Genomic DNA, 19,158 nt, shown 5'->3' on the forward strand with positions numbered 1-19,158 from the left:
GTACTATGAAATATGATGTAACTATCCTTACAGATTCTCGCTATCTACAACCAGATAAAGACAATATTTATGTTTCCAATGTCATCTTGGAAGACCAGTTGATTATAGAGGCACTCGAAAAAATAGGATTGTCCGTCACTCGAAAAGCTTGGGACGACCCAGAATTTGATTGGGAGTCTTCCCAATTTGCTCTTTTTCGTGCTACGTGGGACTATTTTGACCGTTTTGATGAGTTTTTTGATTGGTTCCAAAAGACCAAAAAAAAGACGCAATTTATTAACAGTGGACCATTAATTCAATGGAATATTGATAAGCACTATTTACGAAACCTGGCATCAAAAGGAATCAATATTCCGAAAACCCTCTTTATTGAAAAGGCATCCAAATTAACCCTAGAAGAAGCTATTCAACAAGCAAAGGAACAGTTTGTATCCCGCAGTAGCGAATTTATCTTAAAACCATGTATTGCTGGTGCTGCTAGGCACACCTATAGATTTGAAGCGGATAAGGCTGATGAACTTGAACCCATATTTCAAAAGCTAATTGCTGAAGAAGCCATGATGCTCCAAGAATTCCAAAAGAACATTGTATCTGAAGGAGAAATGTCACTTGTGCTTTTTGATGGGGTATATTCCCATGCCGTTTTAAAGATTGCAAAGCCAGGTGATTTTAGGGTACAGGATGATTATGGAGGAAGTGTTCACGAATACCAACCATCTTTCGAAGAAATAGAATTTGCAAAAAAGGTAGTTGAAGCCTGCCCAGAATTGCCAACCTACGCCAGGGTAGATATTTTTAGGGACAATGATGGAAATTGGGCCCTCGCCGAATTGGAAATCTTTGAACCCGAGCTATGGTTTAGAAACAAAACTGAGGCAGCAGTGGTTTTGGCTGAGATTATTAAATCAAAAATAGCTCATGAAAAAGTTTCTTAAGGTTTTAGGTTTCCTTTTCGTATTTGGGATTCTTGTACTGATTGTTTTTGCATGGTCCGCCAACGAAGAACTGTCGGAAGGCACTACGGGTCCGCAAGCGGAAGAATTAGCTCATAAAATGCTCAAAGCCTTAAATGAAGAAGCGTACCAAAACACACGATTTTTAGAATGGTCCTACCGTGGTGGTGCAAATCAATATGTTTGGGATAAACGCAACGGATTTGTTACTGTAAAGTGGGATGAAGTCCGCGTCGAATTGAACTTAAACGACCCTAAAAGCAGCAAAGCCTACACGGAAAAAGCCCCGGTTCAATCTAGCAAAAAACAAAAGCTAATTGATAAGGCTTTGAAAAACTTCAATAATGATTCCTTTTGGTTGGTTGCCCCTTATAAGGTTTTTGATACAGGAACCGAACGTTCCTTGGTTACATTGAAAGATGGAAATGCAGGTCTTTTGGTTACCTATCATTCTGGTGGCACCACTCCTGGGGATAGTTATCTTTGGATTTTAAACGAAAATGGATTTCCTGTAGCCTATAAAATGTGGGTCGATATAATCCCTATTGGGGGCCTTGAAGCATCTTGGGATGAATGGCTGGTTACAAAAAGTGGGGCTTACCTGCCAAAATCACACAAACTTGGACCCGTAAACTTAAGTATGGGAGATGTCAAAGGTTATAACTAATTATCCTTTGCCCTGACCCATTTGACGTTTAAGTTCCTCCATAGATTGTTGTAGTTGCCTCAATAATCCAGTTTCTGTGGTAGCATCCACATTAAAAGTGAGCTTACTACTAACTTCCCATATTTCCTGAATCTGAAAAGGCTTGATATCATAAGCAGGATACGTTTCGTTCAGAGAAACCAGAGTTATATTGTTAGAATTGGGTCGTTTTTCAATTTTCTTCACCATTACCGAATCCTGAAGAACCACAACATACATTTTATTAGCACTTACATGGTCAATATGTTCTATTGCCCTTGCCAAAACCCATTCACCCGGTCTTAAATTGGGCAACATGCTATCTCCTTCAACTTGAAACCCCCGATACGTAGCATTTCGGAATTCTGGAATTGGTAAATCAAAAGCCGGTAATTGCTGATACCAACTTGTATCCTGTATGTTCTGGGGATAACCTGCTGCCGCCTTTGCATTCACCAAAACCATGTTATCTCTATCTGAGGTGTCTACGGTCACTACTTTAGGGATTACACTGGTCCGTGAGGTTTCCAAATACTTTTCATCACTTTCACCGAAAAGCCATAACGGATTTATTTTAAATTGTTTCAACAGTTCAGCCACTACCCTACCGGATAATTTGGTTCTTCCTCTTTCAATATCAGCTGTAGTATTGGAAATCCCCAGCAATTTGGCAAACTCCGCCTGTGTATGGCCCAAATCTCTACGAATATCAGTGAACCGCTTTAAACTAATTTCATTTTCCATGATGTCCAAATATACGGAATTTGGATTATTTCCAAAAAATATTTGGATTATTTCCATTTTTAGGAATATTTCCATAATTTTGGATTAATTACATGCTGATATGAACTTTGAGAGAATTAGAGAAAAGCTGAATATCCTTGCGGACGCTGCCAAATACGACGTTTCATGTGCCAGTAGCGGGAGTACAAGGAAGAATTCCAAAAACGGTTTGGGGAATTCTACGGGAATGGGAATTTGCCACAGCTACACTGAGGATGGAAGATGTGTTTCCCTTCTCAAGATTCTTTTAACCAACTATTGCATCTATGATTGTGCTTATTGTGTGACTCGCAAAAGCAATGATGTGAAGAGAGCGGCCTTCAAGATTCAAGAAGTGGTTGATTTGACCATCAACTTTTATCGCAGAAATTATATAGAAGGCTTGTTTTTAAGTTCCGGGATTTTTAAAAATCCAGACTATACCATGGAGCGTTTGATAGCTGTGGCTAAAAAGCTTCGTGAGGAAGAAAATTTTAATGGATACATTCATCTAAAGTCCATTCCCGGGGCAAGTGACGAACTGATGTACCAAGCAGGACTTTATGCTGACAGGTTATCCGTAAATATCGAAGTACCAACAATTTCGGGCCTTAAACTATTGGCCCCGGATAAAAAACATGAAGACTTCACTAAACCAATGCTCAAGGTCAAAAACGAGCTACTTCGTTACAAAAATGAAAGGAAAATCATCAAAAGTACGCCCAAATATGCCCCTGCAGGGCAGAGTACCCAGATGATTGTTGGCGCTACTGATGAAACGGACAAGGACGTAATGTATTCAGCAACCTTTTACTACAAAAAATACCATATGAAGAGGGTATACTATTCAGGATATGTGCCCGTGGCCAAAGATGACCGCCTTCCGTCCATCGGTTCACAGGTTCCCATGTTGCGAGAAAATAGATTGTATCAAACAGATTGGCTGCTACGATTTTATGGTTTTGCTGTTAATGAGATTTTGAATAATGACCATCCTAATTTGGATATGGATGTTGATCCCAAATTGTCATGGGCTCTTCGCAATCTTCAACACTTCCCTGTTGATATCAATAAAGCAAATAAACACATGTTGGCTCGCGTTCCTGGTTTGGGTATGCTTTCGGTGGGGAAGATTTTAAAAGCTAGACAGTTTAGAAAATTGAACTGGGAGCATCTCAAGAAAATGGGTGTGGCCCTTAATCGTGCCCAATATTTTTTGGTATGTGATTCCAAAAGTTGGGAACGAAGAGATTTGGACGCCGAGCGAATAAAAGGAATGATTCTCCAAAATTCGAAAGGAAAATTTAGGAAACAATATAGTCAACAATTGGCATTATTCAATTGAAAAACAAACACTATGGAAAAAGTAACAGGAAAGAAAAGATACTTGGAACAAAAAAGAGAGGCAATTCTGGGTTTGGGTTATGAGTATATCAAATTCAGAAGCAATGCAAGAAAATCATTGAATAGGCTAAAGCATATAATAAAAAACAACACCCATCATTTTGAAGAAGTCTGCGACCTATAGCTTAGGGTTTATCAGATACGTTTTGAATGGTCTTAAAAAAATACATCATGGAAAAGTCAACAACCTTAATTTACGATGGCAGTTTTAATGGATTTCTTACTGCAGTATTTACCGCTTTTGAAGAAAGGTTAAATGTGGCAGATATTCAAACCAATAACAAGGGACAGAGTGGTCTTTTTTCAGAAAATGAAACCATTTTTACCAATGTAGAGAAGGCAAAACGTGTTTGGAACGGAGTACGTAACAAAAGTCATGCTGCAATTTCAAATATCTACTTTGCTTACTTAAGTGAAATGGAAGGTATTGAAATTGTATTGTTCCGATATATTCAAAAATTGATGGGAACAAAAAGTAACAAGCATCTTGACTTTTCCGATGATACCATGTTGCGTATTAGTCAATTGGCACGTTCTGTGGGAAGAGAAAAACACAGAATGGAGGCGTTTGTGCGATTTCAGCTGACTAAAGATGATATTTACTTTGCCAACATTGAACCCGACTTTAACGTGTTACCACTGATCTCAAAGCATTTTCGAAATCGGTATGCAGACCAACAATGGCTCATTTACGATGTAAAAAGGAAATATGGCCTTTTTTACAATCTAAAAGGTGTTGAGCTAGTGTCTCTCAACCTAAATGAAATTCATTTTAATAAAATACATAAGAGCGATGCCTTTTTGAACGAAGAGTACGATTACCAAACACTTTGGAACGATTACTTCAAAAGCACGAATATCAAATCCCGAATCAATAAAAAGCTACACACCCAACACGTACCCAAGCGATATTGGAAGTATCTTTCCGAAAAGAAGGAAACTGCTTAACACGGTTATATGGCTTATAAACAACTTAAACTTTGGTTTGATGAAGAGTTGGCTGAATTGTTGGCCAATAAGTTTTTGGAAAACAATGTGGCTATCAACAAAAATGCATTTATAGACTTTATAGCTCAGGGTATTGGAGAATTGGAACTAAAGGATAGGGTTGAATACATAGCCGATGCATTAAAGCAGAATCTCAGTGGCAATTATGAAGAAGATATTTCACACTTCATGAAAATTCTTGGCCCTGAGAATGAAAAAGAAACGGGTATGTTCAAAGAGTTTTACTGGATTATGCCTTTGGCCAAGTATGTTGAAAAATATGGTTTGGAATATTTTGATACTTCCATGCAAGCAATTTATGAGATTACAAAACGTAACACTGGTGAATATACTATTCGACCGTTTCTGGAAAATTACCAAGACCGGACATTGACCACTCTTTTAAAATGGTCCAAAGACCGCAACAAGCACGTAAGGCGTTTAAGCAGCGAAGGCATTAGACCTCGGCTACCATGGGCCAATAAACTGGATGCTTTTAGTAAAGATCCAACACCAATCATACCTATTTTGGAAAATCTAAAGGACGATTCAAGCAAATACGTACAAAAATCGGTTGCCAACTGTATGAATGATATTCTCAAAGATAATCCCGAAGTAGGAAAAAGTGTTCTAGAAACATGGTCTGTAGATGCGGGTAAAGAACGTAAATGGATTATTAAACATGCCCTAAGAAACTTAATCAAGAATAATGATACATGGGCCCTACACGTGACTAAGGGATAACTCTCTTTCCATAGCAATCCATATTCTTTTCCAAAAAAGAATAGTATTTCAACGTTTGATTTGTCCTTGTAGCTAATCCATAGTTGATTAATACATGCTTTTATAACCCAAATTCAAACTATTCTGATTGTTACTTTTGCCATTCTTTCCCAAAGAATCTTATCTTTCCTAGGTTTTATGAAGACTCAAAGAATCGTTGCTGCCATTTTTCTATTAATCGCTATGATATTGGGATTTTATTTCCACTCCAAGATTCAATTCCCCACGGAAATAGGTTCTTATTTTAGAATTGGCACTTATAATCAATTTGGACCGTTGGCTATTAGTATAGAGCTACTTGTTGCAGGGTATTATCTGTTTGTGGGTCACAAAAAAACCAATTTTGCTTTAGCGCTTTTCGCTTTTACGGCGCTATTGGACCCTTTTTTCAATTTCACTGGACTTTTTACAAGTTTGGTTCCCATTTATGCGACAATTATTTTTGTGGTCTGTGCCCTAATCGCTCTTTGGATTGCCTTCTCCAATACTTTTGGAACAGGTAGAATAAGTTTTTTAAATGCTTTGGGAAGTTTTATCCTAGGTGCTGTTCTAGAGTTATTTTTTAACTATTTGTAAATGTTCAATTACTTCGAGCGCTCACCCACCATTTGATCACTTTTGTTCTTAAAAAGAACATTAAATGAAGTCAAACTCCCATAGATTCTGGTAATATATTGCTGCAAATCTATTTTTTCCTGATCATCCAAATTTTTACTGCTGTTTATCTTCTGTTCCATAACTCGGATGCGGTCGCGTACCATAACAATTTTATGGAAGAAAGTATCTATGGGCATTTCTTTGGGAGCCAAATCGCCTCCCGGCTCCAAAATCAATTTACCCCCTTTCCATTTGTCCGCAATGGCTACTTTTTCATGGGTATCGCTCCATTTTTCCAGAATCTTTACAAGAGAACGTTCCACATCAAAATAGCTGACCGTATCGACCTCGTCCTCTACCGCTTCAATCACTTCAAAATCTTCATCTAAATCAATGGTTTCCAGACCATTTTCTAAAAAAGTTACCCAATAATGTTTGGATGATACATTTGTCACCACTCCTTTACCATAGTCCGCATGTTCAATTCGCGAACCAATACCTAATAATTTCATATGAATTTATGTGAATGAATATTTCAAATCAATTTTTGCTGAAGCGTCTTTTAACCAAAAGTAATTTACTCCTTAGAAAATGCCAATAGCGTTTTGTAAAAATCTTGATAGATTGCTTTGCCATCTAGAGAATCATAAAAACTAATCTCACGGTCTCCACTATCTCGGGATGTTTTGATTTTTATGGTATGGGCCAAGTTTGGTTTAATAAATGCACTTACCAAAGCTAAATCCCAAAGTATTCTAGATTTACGTGAGCCGTCTAAATGATTGTCCCATCTTTTGAGAAGATATTTACCCAAATCTAGACTGCCAATGGCTTTCTCAAGGTCATCATACTTAATCTCCATATCCACTGCAACGTTAATTGGCATAATCACTAACTCAACATCCGAGTCAAGTAACATATCCAAAGCAAAGGGGTCCATCAGAGGATTAAAATCGTTCCGTTTTAGTACACCAGTATTGAAGTCCATGGTTGTTCCCAACCAATACACTGTTATTTTTTTAGCTATTTCAGGTTTAATATATACTGCTGAGGCTAAGTTGGTCAAAGCGCCTAAAGCCAAAACATTCAATTGCTCAGTATCCTCCGCTTGGGCAATAATCTCATAAGCAGCTGCAGAATGCTGTGCCCTATCACCCCAATCATACATCCGTGCATTTGCTCCACGAAGAGTTTTTACAGTGGCATCCATTTCTCCCAACAGTTGCTGATTCAGACGATGGCTATTTTCCATAGTATTGGGAATCGCCCATAAGCTGGTTTGCCAATGTGCAGCGTTCAAGGCAGTAATCTCAATGGAAGGCTCCATGATAATCCGGGCCAAAGCGAATATATCATCTACTTCATTACCTGTATCCGCATCAACAATTACCTTGGTTTTTTCCTGACTATAAATACCATTGCATGAAAATATAAAACAAGTAATAATGGTGCCAATGACTAGTTTTTGGGATTTCAACATACGTTTCCAGTGGTTAATTAAAGTAATGCCATAATTTACAAAAACGAAACATAAGTCAACTTCCTTTTTAACTGCCAAATCCCTATTTTTGAAGCTTTGCTATGATTGAATATGAAGAACATATTGAGGTTAAGGGGGCTAGGGTCCATAACCTGAAAAATATAGATGTAACCATCCCCAGAGAAAAGCTGGTAGTGATTACAGGGCTCTCTGGTAGTGGGAAATCTTCTCTTGCTTTTGATACCATTTACGCAGAGGGACAGAGGCGTTATATTGAAACTTTTTCTGCCTATGCCCGTCAATTTTTAGGCGGATTGGAACGACCGGATGTAGATAAAATTGATGGTCTCTCCCCCGTTATAGCCATTGAGCAAAAAACCACCTCAAAATCGCCTCGTTCCACAGTAGGCACAATTACTGAGGTTTATGATTTCTTGCGATTGCTCTTTGCACGCGCAGGAGAGGCATATAGTTACAATACGGGTGAAAAAATGGTGAGCTATAGTGATGAGCAAATCAAGGATTTGATTATCGCTTCATACGCAGATAAAAGAATCAATGTATTAGCTCCTGTTATTAAATCGAGAAAAGGGCACTATAGAGAACTTTTTGAGCAAATTGCCAAACAAGGTTTTGTTAAGGTAAGGGTTGATGGTGAGATTTTGGATATTGTAAAAGGTATGAAAGTAGACCGTTACAAGACCCACGATATCGAAATCGTAATCGACAGGCTTAAAGTAGGTGAAAACGAGGATTTTCATAAACGTCTATCAGAGACCATCAACACAGCTATGTACAGTGGCAATAATGTATTGATGATTTTGGAAGAAGGTGAAACTATACCAAGATACTTTAGCAGGGATTTGATGTGCCCTTCTACGGGTATTTCGTATCCAACTCCCGAGCCCAATACGTTTTCATTTAATTCACCAAAGGGCATGTGTCCAACCTGTAACGGATTAGGGCACATTTACGAGGTTAATGAAGAAAAGATATTTCCCAATAAAAAACTATCCATACAAGCTGGGGGTATCGCTCCATTGGGTGAATACAAAAAATCGTGGGCCTTTAAACAACTGGAAACCATTGCACAACGCTACGGATTTGAATTAACGGACCCAATTGAAAATATCCCTCCCGAAGCCTTGGAGGTTGTACTGCTTGGTGGAAAAGATAGCTTTGAGGTTGATTCCAAAACACTTGGGATAAAGCGGCAATACAAAATTGACTACGAAGGCATTTCCAATTTCATCAAAACCCAATTTGAGGAAGCGAATTCAACTTCCATTAAAAGATGGGCCAAGGAATACATGGACAAGGTACAATGTCCGAGTTGCCATGGAGCAAGACTTCGTAAAGAATCTTTATACTTCAAGATAGGAGAAAAGAATATTGCAGAACTGGCACATTTGGATATTGCTGAACTTGCAGACTTCTTCAAACAGTTGGACGGTTCTTTAGATGGTAATCAAAAAATTATTGCTGAGGAAATCATCAAAGAAATCAAAACCAGAATCCAGTTCTTATTGGATGTAGGATTGGATTATCTTTCCTTGAACCGAAGTTCCAAGTCCCTATCCGGAGGAGAGGCGCAACGCATACGTTTGGCTACTCAAATAGGCTCGCAACTGGTTGGGGTACTATACATTTTAGATGAACCTAGTATTGGTTTACATCAAAGGGACAATGAGCGTTTGATAAATTCTTTGGAATCCCTCCGGGATATTGGAAACTCGGTAATAGTAGTAGAGCATGACCGAGATATGATTGAACACGCGGACCACGTGATAGATATTGGTCCAAAAGCAGGTAAACATGGTGGAGAAATAATTTCGGAAGGCAAACCTGAAAATCTTAAGGACCATAATACGCTTACGGCCAAATATATTTCTGGAGAGCTGGAAATTCCAGTACCCCCAAATCGAAGAAAAGGAAACGGTAAAAAGATTGTACTATCTGGTTGCACGGGAAACAATTTGAAAAATGTAACGGTAGAATTTCCTTTGGGGCAACTTATTGGAGTAACCGGAGTTTCGGGAAGTGGCAAGTCCACACTAATCAATGAGACCCTCTACCCTATTATGAATGCCTATTACTTTAATGGCGTAAAAAAGCCAATGCCCTACAAGAAAATCAAAGGTCTTGAGCATATCGATAAAGTAATTGATATTAACCAGTCTCCTATAGGGAGAACCCCTCGTTCTAACCCTGCAACCTATACCGGTGTTTTCAGTGAAATTCGTTCATTGTTTTCAAAGACCACAGAAGCTATCATTCGTGGATATAAACCCGGTCGATTTAGTTTCAACGTAGCAGGCGGGCGATGTGAAACTTGTCAAGGGGGCGGACTTAAGGTCATTGAAATGAATTTTTTACCCGACGTTTATGTAGAGTGTGAAACTTGCAACGGAAAACGATTCAATCGGGAAACGCTCGAAATTCGATATAAGGGCAAATCCATTGCCGATGTCTTGGAAATGACCATAAATGAGGCCGTGGATTTTTTTGAGAATATCCCCAAGATTCACAGAAAACTCAAAACAATAAAAGATGTTGGTTTGGGTTATATATCTTTAGGGCAGCAGTCCACAACCTTATCCGGTGGTGAGGCACAGCGGGTCAAGTTGGCTACTGAGCTTTCCAAGCGCGATACCGGAAATACGTTTTACATCCTAGATGAACCCACAACGGGACTACATTTTGAAGACATACGGGTATTGATGGAAGTACTCAATCAACTTGTCGACAAAGGAAATACCATATTGATTATAGAACATAATATGGATGTGATTAAAATGGTAGATTACATCATAGATATCGGGTATGAAGGTGGCCGTGGAGGAGGTATGATTGTTTCAAAAGGCACTCCTGAAGAAGTGGCAAAGGACAAAAAAAGTTATACGGCAAGATTCTTGAAAAAAGAATTGGAAAATTCAAATCACAAAATAGCCAAGGCGGTTTAAAATATTAGTATGCAAATGCGAAAAGAACAACACACTAAGGGTTGGAACGAGATAAAGACCAATGACTCATGGGCTCTTTTTAAAATCATGGGTGAGTTTGTGACCGGATTCGAAAAAATGAGCGCTATTGGTCCTTGTGTTTCCATTTTTGGTTCTGCTCGAACCAAACCTGGAGACCCCTACTACGAATTGGCCGTAAATGTTGCCCAAAAAGTGGCCGAAGCCGGTTATGGAATAATAACTGGGGGTGGCCCTGGAATTATGGAAGCTGGAAATAAGGGAGCAAACCTCGCGGGAGGTACTTCTGTCGGTTTAAATATTGACCTTCCATTTGAACAACATGACAATCCTTTTATTGACAGTGATAAAAGTCTTGATTTCGACTACTTCTTTGTACGAAAAGTGATGTTCGTTAAATATTCACAAGGTTTTGTTGTAATGCCCGGCGGCTTTGGCACCCTAGATGAATTGTTTGAATCCATTACCCTTATCCAAACCAATAAGATTCATAAATTCCCTATAGTTCTGGTAGGTTCAGACTTTTGGAGAGGATTATTGGACTGGGTAAAAAATACCATGTTGAAAGAAGGAAACATCAGTCCGGGAGACCTAGATTTAATTAAACTAGTTGATTCGGCAGAAGATGTTGTAGAGGTTATTGATGACTTCTATAAAGGGCATACTCTAAGCCCTAATTTTTAATTCCACTTCTGTATTGCAATCAACTAAGGCCTCATATATTCAATTTTTAACCGTATTACTGTTCATAGGGTCTTGGTTTTCTGTTGTAGGCCAGCACACCAATGATGTTAAAGCAGAATTGGATTATGAAACGAATGTCATTAAAATAAAACAAAGTTTTACCTACTTAAATCAATCAAACAAAGGACTGAACATACTTTATTTTAACGATTGGAACCACTCCTACTCAAATAAAAAAACTGCACTGGCCAAACGGTTTGGTGATGAGTTTAAAAGAAGCTTGCACCTGGCAAAAGACAAAAATCGAGGATTTACAAGAATTGGTAGCATTGTGGATGGCTCTTACTCTGGTCTGGATTGGGAACGCACAGGCGACATTGACATCATAAAAATTGAGTTAAACAAAACCCTTGATCCTGGAGAATCCATAAACCTTTTTTTTACTTACGAAGTTGACCTGCCCAACAGTCGCTATACTGGATATGGTCATGGCTATAAAGGAGGGTATTATCTAACGGACTGGTATCTAAGCCCAGCAATGTTCGATGGCGAATGGCACTTATATCCCAATAAAGACCTAAAGGATTTACAAACAGACGTTGCCAACACAAAAGTTGTATTTACCTATCCCAAAGCATTATATCTCGCCACGAACTATAACGTTGATTCTGATATTGATTTTTCAATTGGAAAACAGGCTCTTTTAAGTGGTACTAATAGAAAGAACTGCGAAATAGTACTTACTCCCGTAAAAGACTTTACTACCCATAAAACTCCCTTTCTTTCGGTAACCACAGATATTGAAACTTCTAAGTATGATGATATTTCTCAAGGTCTGTCCATTAACAAGATTGCTCAGTTCATCAATGAAAACTTAGGACAATATCCCCATAAAAACTTATTGGTCAGTGAATTGGAATACAATCGCAACCCACTTTACGGAATAAACCAGTTACCTAGCTTTATTCGGCCATATCGAGAACAGTTCCAATTCGAGATGAAATTCTTGAAGACTGCCCTAAACAATATAGTGCGGGAAACTTTGTTTTTAGATGAACGAAAAGAACGCTGGGTCAACGATGCCATTGTCAACTATTTGCTTATTAAATATGTAGATCAGTATTACCCAAACCAAAAATTCGCTGGAAAACTGTCCCGTTTATGGGGATTTCGTTCTTACAATCTGGCCAAATTGGATTTTAACGACCAATATTATCTACTACAAATGTTTTCGGTAAGGAGAAATGACCATCAATCACTATCAACTCCAAACGATTCATTGATAAAGTTCAATCAAAAAATCACCAATCGGTACAAAGCTGGTTTGGGAATGGCATTTTTAGGAGAGTATATAGGATATGAGGTAATAGACACTGTTATATCCGATTTCTATAAAGATTTCAAACTGAAGCCGCATGTATATGCCAAAGATTTTGAAAAGCTATTGAAAAAAAGGTCGTCTAAAGAGATTAGTTGGTTTTTTGATGAATATGTTGCCTCAAGAAACAACATAGATTTTAAAATCAGAAAGGTAACCAAGACAGAGGATTCCATCACCTTTACAATAAAGAACAAAAGTGGAACCAACGTCCCTATTTCAATGTTCGGATTGCAAAAAGATTCTGTAGTCTCAAAATATTGGTTTTCTGATATTGATACATCCAGGACTTTTACCATTCCCAAAAGTGGAGAAGATAGGCTGGTTTTGAATTATGACAAAAAAATTCCAGAAGAGAACCAACGCGACAACTGGAAAAGTTTAAAAGGGTTTTTCTCTAGCAACAAAAAACTTCAGTTCCGATTTCTTAGGGATGTTGAAAACCCATATTATAATCAACTCTTTTATTTCCCAGAGTTTAAGTTCAACGTTAATGATGGTTTTAGGGTGGGCATCACATTGAACAATAGAACCTTTCCCTCTCGAGACTTCTTTTTTAGCCTAAAACCGCAATACTCCAGTAGGGAAAAATCTTTGGTCGGATCCGCTGCAATAACTAAACGACAATTTTTTAATGAAGGAAATCTGAATTCCATAAGTTATTCGCTGGGTGTAGGAAGTTCCTTTTTTGATGTAGGTTCTAGATTTACCACCATAACCCCCTTAACAACATTCCTTTGGAGACCAGAAGGTTTTATTTCTAACAGAAGACAGTTCCTTCTACTAAGGTTGCGCAGTGTTTTTAGAAACATTGACCCAAGTTTGGTGGACCAAATCGATACAGAACCCGACTTTTCTGTACTAAATGCCCGCTTTGGTGATATAGACAATAATATCCTTCGATTTAGGTCATGGGTAGTGGATGGTCAATTAGCTGGAAATTTTTCTAAGGTTTCATTTGAATGGGAATACCGAACGCTATTTGAAAATAACAGACAGTTAAACCTAAGATTGTATGCCGGAAAGTTTATTACCAATAATACAGATTCAGACTTCTTTAGCTTCGCCTTGGATAGGCCAACTGACTACCTTTTTGATTTAAATTATCTAAACCGCTCCCAAAATGCAACTGGATTAACCAGTCAACAATTTGTTTTGGCCGAAGGTGGTTTTAAGTCCATTTTTGATGACCGTTTTGGAAACGACTGGATACTTACCGGAAATCTCAGTTTCAATATTTGGCAATGGATTGAGGTATATGGCGATATCGGCGCTATTAGAAATCGTGGTGAAGATGCTCGGTTTGTGTACGATTCAGGAATACGGCTGAATCTGGTTACGGATTTCTTTGAATTATATTTTCCCGTGTATTCAAACAACGGGTATGAAATTGCACAGCCAAACTACAACGAAAAAATCCGATTTGTGGTTACATTGAGCCCTAGAACGCTTACCGGACTCTTTACCAGAAAATGGTTTTAATTTTTGAATATTTATCAATAAACAAGTTTCAAAAATTAGTTTTTTTATAGAATTTATTTTTTTATCGCCTTTTTGTTGACTTTTTGTCAACTTATTAACAAGGTTAGCTCTTGCCTTTCTCTTCACTATTTCTTACTTTTATGGAAATTTTCAAACCTTGATGAAGCCCAATCCTAGCACCAGTAGTGACATTTCATTTGACGATTTTCAGTCTCAAATTCTCCACGATTACGAAGTTGCGGTAACCAGTAGGGAATGTAGCTTACTCGGTAGACGGGAAGTGTTGACCGGAAAAGCAAAATTTGGAATTTTTGGAGATGGAAAAGAGCTTCCACAGTTGGCAATGGCCCGATCGTTTCAAGACGGAGATTTTAGGAGTGGATATTACCGAGACCAAACCTTTATGATGGCCCTAGGTCTTTTGAGTCCAAAACAATTTTTCCATGGGCTTTATGCAACCACAGACATAGAGAAAGACCCCATGAGTGCCGGTAGACAAATGGGAGGGCATTTTACAACACATAGCTTAAATGAAGATGGTTCTTGGAAAGATCTGACCAAGCAAAAAAACAGTAGTGCAGATATCTCTTGTACTGCAGGTCAAATGCCCAGATTACTAGGTTTGGCCCAGGCTTCCAAAATATATAGAAATGTAAATGGTATAGATTCCGCTTTGTTCTCTAAAAACGGGAATGAAGTAGCATGGGGAACTATAGGTAATGCAAGTACCAGTGAAGGTCATTTTTTCGAGGCTTTTAATTCGGCAGGTGTTCTTCAAGTTCCCATGGTAATTTGTGTTTGGGATGATGAATATGGCATTTCTGTTCCTGCAGAATTCCACACCACAAAAGGCAATATCTCTGAAGTGTTGAGTGGCTTTCAAAGGGACGAGGAAAACAAGGGATATGAAATCTTAAAAGTAAATGGCTGGGATTACACTGCGTTAATACACACTTTTGAGAACGCTTCAGACATAGCTAGGGAAAATCATGTTCCTGTTCTTATACATGTTAAAGAACTAACACAACCCCAAGGACATTCCACCTCCGGATCCCATGAGCGCTATAAGTCCGCCGAGCGTTTGGAATGGGAGAAGGATAACGACTGTAATAAGAGATTCCGCGAATGGATTTTACAGAATAAAATTGCTACGGAAGAAGAACTGAAGAATCTTGAAAAGGGCATTAAACAAAACGTGCGCAATGCAAAAAAAGAGGCCTGGGCTGAATTTTTGAAACCACAGCTTGACGCCAAAAAGCAATTGGTCCAACATCTAGGTGCTATTGCTAACAAAAGCTCTAATAGAGCTTTTGTCAATAAACTAAAGAACGATTTGATAGCCATCGAAGAACCCCTTAAAAAGGATTTGACTTCAATTTCCAGAAAAGGATTGCGATATGTAATCAATGAAGATTCTGCGGACAAAGCTGGATTGGTTCAATGGATAAATGGTTACATGGATTCCGAGCAACCCAAATACAGCGCATACCTCTACAACGAACTACCAAATAAAGCCACTCTTGTTGAGAGCGTCTCTCCAAATTTTGATGAAAATAAAGAGATGGTAGACGGGCGTGTGATTCTAAGAGATAACTTTGATGCAATTTTTGCCAAGTATCCAAACACTTTGATTTTTGGAGAAGATACCGGTAACATTGGAGATGTAAACCAAGGGCTTGAAGGGCTTCAAAAAAAATATGGATCGCATCGTATAGCTGACACCGGAATTCGCGAAACTACTATTATAGGACAGGGTATCGGTATGGCCATGAGAGGTCTTCGTCCCATAGCCGAAATACAGTATTTGGACTATATTCTATATGGCCTTCAAACTTTAAGTGATGATTTGGCTTCTTTACTATATAGAACAGTTGGGAAACAAAAAGCACCTTTAATTGTAAGAACAAGAGGGCATCGGTTGGAAGGTATCTGGCATTCTGGTTCCCCAATGGGAGGGCTGATACATCTTTTACGGGGAATGCATATCCTTGTTCCGAGAAACATGACACAAGCTGCTGGTTTTTATAACACATTGCTGAAGAGCGATGAGCCTGCATTGGTAATTGAAAGTCTCAACGGATATAGGCTCAAAGAACCAAAACCAACCAATCTTGGTGAATTCTGTACCCCAATTGGAAAAGTAGAAACTGTTCGTGAAGGAACAGACATTACTCTATTATCCTATGGCTCCACATTACGTATTGTTCAAAAAGTCGCGGAAGAATTGCTTGAAGTCGGGATAGATGCAGAAGTAATTGATGCACAATCTTTATTACCTTTTGATTTAGAACACGACGTAGTAAAGAGTATTCAAAAAACCAATAGACTATTGGTTATCGACGAAGATGTTCCCGGGGGATGTTCTGCATACTTGGTACAAAAGATAATTGAAGAACAGGATGCCTATCGCTATTTGGACAGTGCTCCTCAAACATTGACTGCGAAAGCGCATAGACCGGCATATGCCTCGGACGGGGATTATTTTTCAAAGCCCAATGCTGAGGATATTTTTGAAAAGGTCTATGAAATTATGCATGAGACAGACCCAAAATCATATCCCAAACTCCGTTAAACAATCTTTGGCTTTAGCTCTCATATTTGGTAAGTAGATTAAAACGCATCAATAAGTTTTCATCACTTTTTGTATTTTCAGGACATAACTAGTATGTAAAGAATATGTTTCTCACCTTTCCCTCATTTGGAAAGTATAGCACCCCTCTTTTGTTTCTCTCCTTACAAGGCCTAATTTTTGCCTTTCTCCTATTGCGTAGGTATCTAAAGGAAAAGAATATCTCGGATGCATTCCTATTTGGTATTCTCATTTTTGCCTGTTATGGCCAAACATGCTATACCATGGGTTTTATGGGATGGTATGATACGTATCGAAACACCAAGATAAATTACGCTTTATTTAGTGTTGGCATTGCAGTGGCGCCACTTATATATTTATATATAAAATCAATTACAACCTCTGAATTTAGGTTAAAAGCAAAGGATTTTTTTCATTTCTTGCCCTTAACTCTTTTCGCGCTCTATAGAGTCTTCATTTATATGTTTGATGCCGTACAGCCCGCCTTTCATGAGGTTCAAAATGGTGTACTCAAACTCAGCTTAGATGAACCTTATGTACAACCATTGATGACCGCTTTTGGGTTTGCCCAGATGCTATTGTATTTGGCATTTACCCTTCAATTATTCTATCATTACAGACGAAAAATAAATTCGTTCTTCTCCAACACTTATAAACTGGAATTGAACTGGATTCGCAATTTTCTTTTTGTCTACACGTTCCTATTCACATACGATGTTGTGCAAACTATTGTTTCATCCTTTTTCTTTGAATTATGGTATACGCAACAATGGTGGCTTGTTTTTATCTCTGGAATTGCCATCATCTATATAGGAATAAAGGGGTTTTTTACGGATACTACCAAATTGAAAAAATTGAATTTTAGTTTCAGCCCTAACAAAATATCTGTCCCAGAATTACAAAATCATCAGAAGAAGGAGATTTCCGAAGAAGCAATCAACAAAATAAAAAGGCTTATGGAAGTTGAGAAACCCTATCTAAATCCTGAACTAAATCTTATTGATTTGGCAAAACTTGCCAATATGAGTCGCTCACAGCTTTCAGAAACCATCAACGCGGGATTCAACAAAAACTTTAATGATTTTGTAAATATGTATCGTATAGATGCTTTCAAGAAAATGATTGCAGCTGAAAAACACGAACAACTTTCTCTACTTGGAATAGCCTTCGAGTGCGGTTTTAACAGCAAGGCAACATTTAACAGAGTATTTAAAAAATTAACCCATACCTCCCCTACCGAATTCTTGAGGGCCACGGTCTAATTTTTCTTTTGATACGTCTCAAATCGTATTTTGAGCACTCTTCATACTATTTGAAGCGCAAGTAATTCCATGGTTTTTCAACTTTGACCTGTTCAATCTTTAAAAACATTCAAAATGAAAAACTTGGTACAATTACTACTACAACCTGTATTACAAAAACATTGGATAGCTGATTTATTCTTTGCTTTGGCCCGCTTCGTATGTGGAATGCTATTGGCCATTGATTTTGGTGCGTCAAAATTTGGTATGCCATGGTCACCGGCAGAAAAAAACCTTGGCTTTTTTGAAGTGGTAGATTGGTTCCCTCAAGATGTTGCTGAATACGGAGGAATTTTTGCCACATTTCCAGTGTTTTTTGCGTGGATGGGTGCCTTTAGCGAAGCAGTCGGAGGCTTGTTTCTTGCTTTGGGCCTTAAAACTCGTGCGGCATCATTTCTTATTATGTGTACTATGTTGGTTGCCATCTTTTTACAAAAATGGGGACAAGGAACATGGGGTATGCTACCTGCAATGGGCTTCCTATGGATATCCATGTACAATCTATACTTAGGGTCTGGGCGTTTTGGATTGGATAACCTTTTGTTACATTTGATAAAACCCAAGGAAAAGTAGAAAAAGATGCCTAAAGGCATCTTTTCTCTTAAATGAGTTGTAGGTGGAATCTTGTTTAACTCATTTTTTTTGGTAGGACAGCATCTCGGTAGAAGAAGAATTTATATTTTCACTAAAATTTAAAATTCCCCTCCAATGAAAAACAATCTTCTTGTCCACTTAGGTTTGGCCCTACTGCGAATTTTACCATCCGCAATGATGCTCACACACGGCTTTCCTAAACTTCAAAAATTACTTAGCGGTAATATGGAATTTCCCAATCCCTTGGGAATAGGTTCCGCACCATCTCTTTTTCTATGTGTTGTAGGAGAATTTTTGTGTCCTGTTCTATTGATAATTGGATTCAAGACACGCTGGGCAGCCATACCCGCAGCAATCACAATGGCCGTGGCCGCATTTATTGTTCACGGTAGCGACCCATTTGGAAAGAAGGAATTGGCTTTACTGTACTTTACGATTTTCGTTGTTGTTTTTCTTTTGGGTCCAGGTAAATACAGTATCGATAAACGATAGGCTGA

The 19,158-nt window shown here is 38.3% G+C and carries 17 protein-coding genes; 14 read left to right on the forward strand and 3 right to left on the reverse strand.

The annotated features are described in order from the left end of the window. The first annotated feature begins 5 nt into the window (after positions 1–5). Both ACOKFD_RS03720 and ACOKFD_RS03725 read left to right on the forward strand, forming a co-directional pair. Positions 6–935 carry an ATP-grasp domain-containing protein gene (locus ACOKFD_RS03720; RefSeq protein ID WP_422860027.1) on the forward strand — a complete coding sequence of 310 codons (930 nt, stop codon included), beginning with the start codon at positions 6–8 and terminating at the stop codon, positions 933–935. Next, on the forward strand, positions 919–1,620 hold the full coding sequence (locus ACOKFD_RS03725) for a hypothetical protein (RefSeq protein WP_422860028.1): 702 nt from the start codon (positions 919–921) through the stop codon (positions 1,618–1,620). The genes ACOKFD_RS03720 and ACOKFD_RS03725 overlap by 17 nt, the downstream gene beginning before the upstream one ends. Here the strand turns inward: ACOKFD_RS03725 and ACOKFD_RS03730 are convergent, their stop codons facing one another. Continuing rightward, positions 1,621–2,382: a LexA family transcriptional regulator gene (locus ACOKFD_RS03730; RefSeq protein WP_298999782.1), complete on the reverse strand. Its 762-nt coding sequence runs from the start codon at positions 2,380–2,382 to the stop codon at positions 1,621–1,623. Between the two features lie 100 nt (positions 2,383–2,482). On the opposite strand from ACOKFD_RS03730, the gene ACOKFD_RS03735 reads away from it, so the two are divergent. The 5 genes from ACOKFD_RS03735 (at position 2,483) to ACOKFD_RS03755 (ending at position 6,150) form a co-directional block, all read left to right on the forward strand. Then, positions 2,483–3,745, forward strand: a complete 1,263-nt coding sequence (locus tag ACOKFD_RS03735; RefSeq protein ID WP_422860029.1) for a putative DNA modification/repair radical SAM protein — start codon at positions 2,483–2,485, stop codon at positions 3,743–3,745. A gap of 12 nt (positions 3,746–3,757) precedes the next feature. Beyond that, on the forward strand, positions 3,758–3,928 hold the full coding sequence (locus ACOKFD_RS03740) for a hypothetical protein (protein ID WP_422860030.1): 171 nt from the start codon (positions 3,758–3,760) through the stop codon (positions 3,926–3,928). A 47-nt stretch (positions 3,929–3,975) separates the two neighbouring features. Beyond that, the gene (locus ACOKFD_RS03745) at positions 3,976–4,752 is read left to right on the forward strand and encodes a TIGR03915 family putative DNA repair protein (RefSeq protein ID WP_422860031.1); all 777 of its coding nucleotides are present in this window, start codon (positions 3,976–3,978) and stop codon (positions 4,750–4,752) included. Positions 4,753–4,761: 9 nt separating this feature from the next. Then, a complete protein-coding gene (locus tag ACOKFD_RS03750) occupies positions 4,762–5,535 on the forward strand; it encodes a DNA alkylation repair protein (protein WP_422860032.1) in 774 nt (257 codons plus the stop codon). 177 nt (positions 5,536–5,712) lie between these two features. Beyond that, positions 5,713–6,150 (forward strand): hypothetical protein, encoded by a 438-nt coding sequence (locus ACOKFD_RS03755; RefSeq protein WP_422860033.1) that lies wholly within the window; start codon positions 5,713–5,715, stop codon positions 6,148–6,150. 8 nt (positions 6,151–6,158) lie between these two features. On the opposite strand, the gene ACOKFD_RS03760 is transcribed toward ACOKFD_RS03755, so the two are convergent. Beyond that, the gene (locus ACOKFD_RS03760; RefSeq protein WP_422860034.1) at positions 6,159–6,683 is read right to left on the reverse strand and encodes a hypothetical protein; all 525 of its coding nucleotides are present in this window, start codon (positions 6,681–6,683) and stop codon (positions 6,159–6,161) included. A 65-nt stretch (positions 6,684–6,748) separates the two neighbouring features. After that, entirely contained in the window at positions 6,749–7,729 is a 981-nt protein-coding gene (locus ACOKFD_RS03765; protein ID WP_422860035.1) for a nucleoside hydrolase, read from the reverse strand. 23 nt (positions 7,730–7,752) lie between these two features. Here ACOKFD_RS03765 and uvrA point away from each other — a divergent pair, with 23 nt between their 5' ends. The 7 genes from uvrA to ACOKFD_RS03800 all read left to right on the forward strand — a co-directional run bounded on the left by uvrA (position 7,753) and on the right by ACOKFD_RS03800 (position 19,153). After that, positions 7,753–10,614 carry an excinuclease ABC subunit UvrA gene (gene uvrA / locus ACOKFD_RS03770; RefSeq protein ID WP_422860036.1) on the forward strand — a complete coding sequence of 954 codons (2,862 nt, stop codon included), beginning with the start codon at positions 7,753–7,755 and terminating at the stop codon, positions 10,612–10,614. A 15-nt stretch (positions 10,615–10,629) separates the two neighbouring features. Continuing rightward, positions 10,630–11,316, forward strand: coding sequence for a TIGR00730 family Rossman fold protein (locus ACOKFD_RS03775; RefSeq protein WP_422860037.1), 687 nt, complete (start codon positions 10,630–10,632; stop codon positions 11,314–11,316). Positions 11,317–11,329: 13 nt separating this feature from the next. After that, positions 11,330–14,176 (forward strand): metalloprotease, encoded by a 2,847-nt coding sequence (locus ACOKFD_RS03780; RefSeq protein WP_422860038.1) that lies wholly within the window; start codon positions 11,330–11,332, stop codon positions 14,174–14,176. 160 nt (positions 14,177–14,336) lie between these two features. Continuing rightward, positions 14,337–16,748 carry an alpha-ketoacid dehydrogenase subunit alpha/beta gene (locus ACOKFD_RS03785; RefSeq protein WP_422860039.1) on the forward strand — a complete coding sequence of 804 codons (2,412 nt, stop codon included), beginning with the start codon at positions 14,337–14,339 and terminating at the stop codon, positions 16,746–16,748. Positions 16,749–16,852: 104 nt separating this feature from the next. Next, positions 16,853–18,028 carry a helix-turn-helix domain-containing protein gene (locus ACOKFD_RS03790; RefSeq protein ID WP_422860040.1) on the forward strand — a complete coding sequence of 392 codons (1,176 nt, stop codon included), beginning with the start codon at positions 16,853–16,855 and terminating at the stop codon, positions 18,026–18,028. Positions 18,029–18,142: 114 nt separating this feature from the next. Further along, complete coding sequence (locus ACOKFD_RS03795; protein WP_422860041.1) at positions 18,143–18,640, forward strand: DoxX family protein; 498 nt, start codon at positions 18,143–18,145, stop codon at positions 18,638–18,640. A gap of 135 nt (positions 18,641–18,775) precedes the next feature. Continuing rightward, positions 18,776–19,153, forward strand: a complete 378-nt coding sequence (locus tag ACOKFD_RS03800) for a DoxX family protein (protein WP_422860042.1) — start codon at positions 18,776–18,778, stop codon at positions 19,151–19,153. The last annotated feature ends 5 nt before the right edge of the window (positions 19,154–19,158 follow it).

This window comes from Flagellimonas ulvae (assembly GCF_049333175.1).
Taxonomy (GTDB): domain Bacteria; phylum Bacteroidota; class Bacteroidia; order Flavobacteriales; family Flavobacteriaceae; genus Flagellimonas.

Excerpts from the sequence above, each read along its gene's own strand:
- ACOKFD_RS03735 (WP_422860029.1), top strand. The coding sequence starts at position 2,483 with ATGAACTTTGAGAGAATTAGAGAAAAGCTGAATATCCTTGCGGACGCT.
- ACOKFD_RS03740 (WP_422860030.1), top strand. The coding sequence starts at position 3,758 with ATGGAAAAAGTAACAGGAAAGAAAAGATACTTGGAACAAAAAAGAGAG.
- ACOKFD_RS03720 (WP_422860027.1), top strand. The coding sequence starts at position 6 with ATGAAATATGATGTAACTATCCTTACAGATTCTCGCTATCTACAACCA.
- ACOKFD_RS03725 (WP_422860028.1), top strand. The coding sequence starts at position 919 with ATGAAAAAGTTTCTTAAGGTTTTAGGTTTCCTTTTCGTATTTGGGATT.
- ACOKFD_RS03790 (WP_422860040.1), top strand. The coding sequence starts at position 16,853 with ATGTTTCTCACCTTTCCCTCATTTGGAAAGTATAGCACCCCTCTTTTG.
- ACOKFD_RS03730 (WP_298999782.1), bottom strand. The coding sequence starts at position 2,382 with ATGGAAAATGAAATTAGTTTAAAGCGGTTCACTGATATTCGTAGAGAT.
- ACOKFD_RS03750 (WP_422860032.1), top strand. The coding sequence starts at position 4,762 with ATGGCTTATAAACAACTTAAACTTTGGTTTGATGAAGAGTTGGCTGAA.
- uvrA (WP_422860036.1), top strand. The coding sequence starts at position 7,753 with ATGATTGAATATGAAGAACATATTGAGGTTAAGGGGGCTAGGGTCCAT.
- ACOKFD_RS03760 (WP_422860034.1), bottom strand. The coding sequence starts at position 6,683 with ATGAAATTATTAGGTATTGGTTCGCGAATTGAACATGCGGACTATGGT.
- ACOKFD_RS03785 (WP_422860039.1), top strand. The coding sequence starts at position 14,337 with ATGAAGCCCAATCCTAGCACCAGTAGTGACATTTCATTTGACGATTTT.
- ACOKFD_RS03745 (WP_422860031.1), top strand. The coding sequence starts at position 3,976 with ATGGAAAAGTCAACAACCTTAATTTACGATGGCAGTTTTAATGGATTT.
- ACOKFD_RS03775 (WP_422860037.1), top strand. The coding sequence starts at position 10,630 with ATGCGAAAAGAACAACACACTAAGGGTTGGAACGAGATAAAGACCAAT.
- ACOKFD_RS03755 (WP_422860033.1), top strand. The coding sequence starts at position 5,713 with ATGAAGACTCAAAGAATCGTTGCTGCCATTTTTCTATTAATCGCTATG.
- ACOKFD_RS03800 (WP_422860042.1), top strand. The coding sequence starts at position 18,776 with ATGAAAAACAATCTTCTTGTCCACTTAGGTTTGGCCCTACTGCGAATT.
- ACOKFD_RS03795 (WP_422860041.1), top strand. The coding sequence starts at position 18,143 with ATGAAAAACTTGGTACAATTACTACTACAACCTGTATTACAAAAACAT.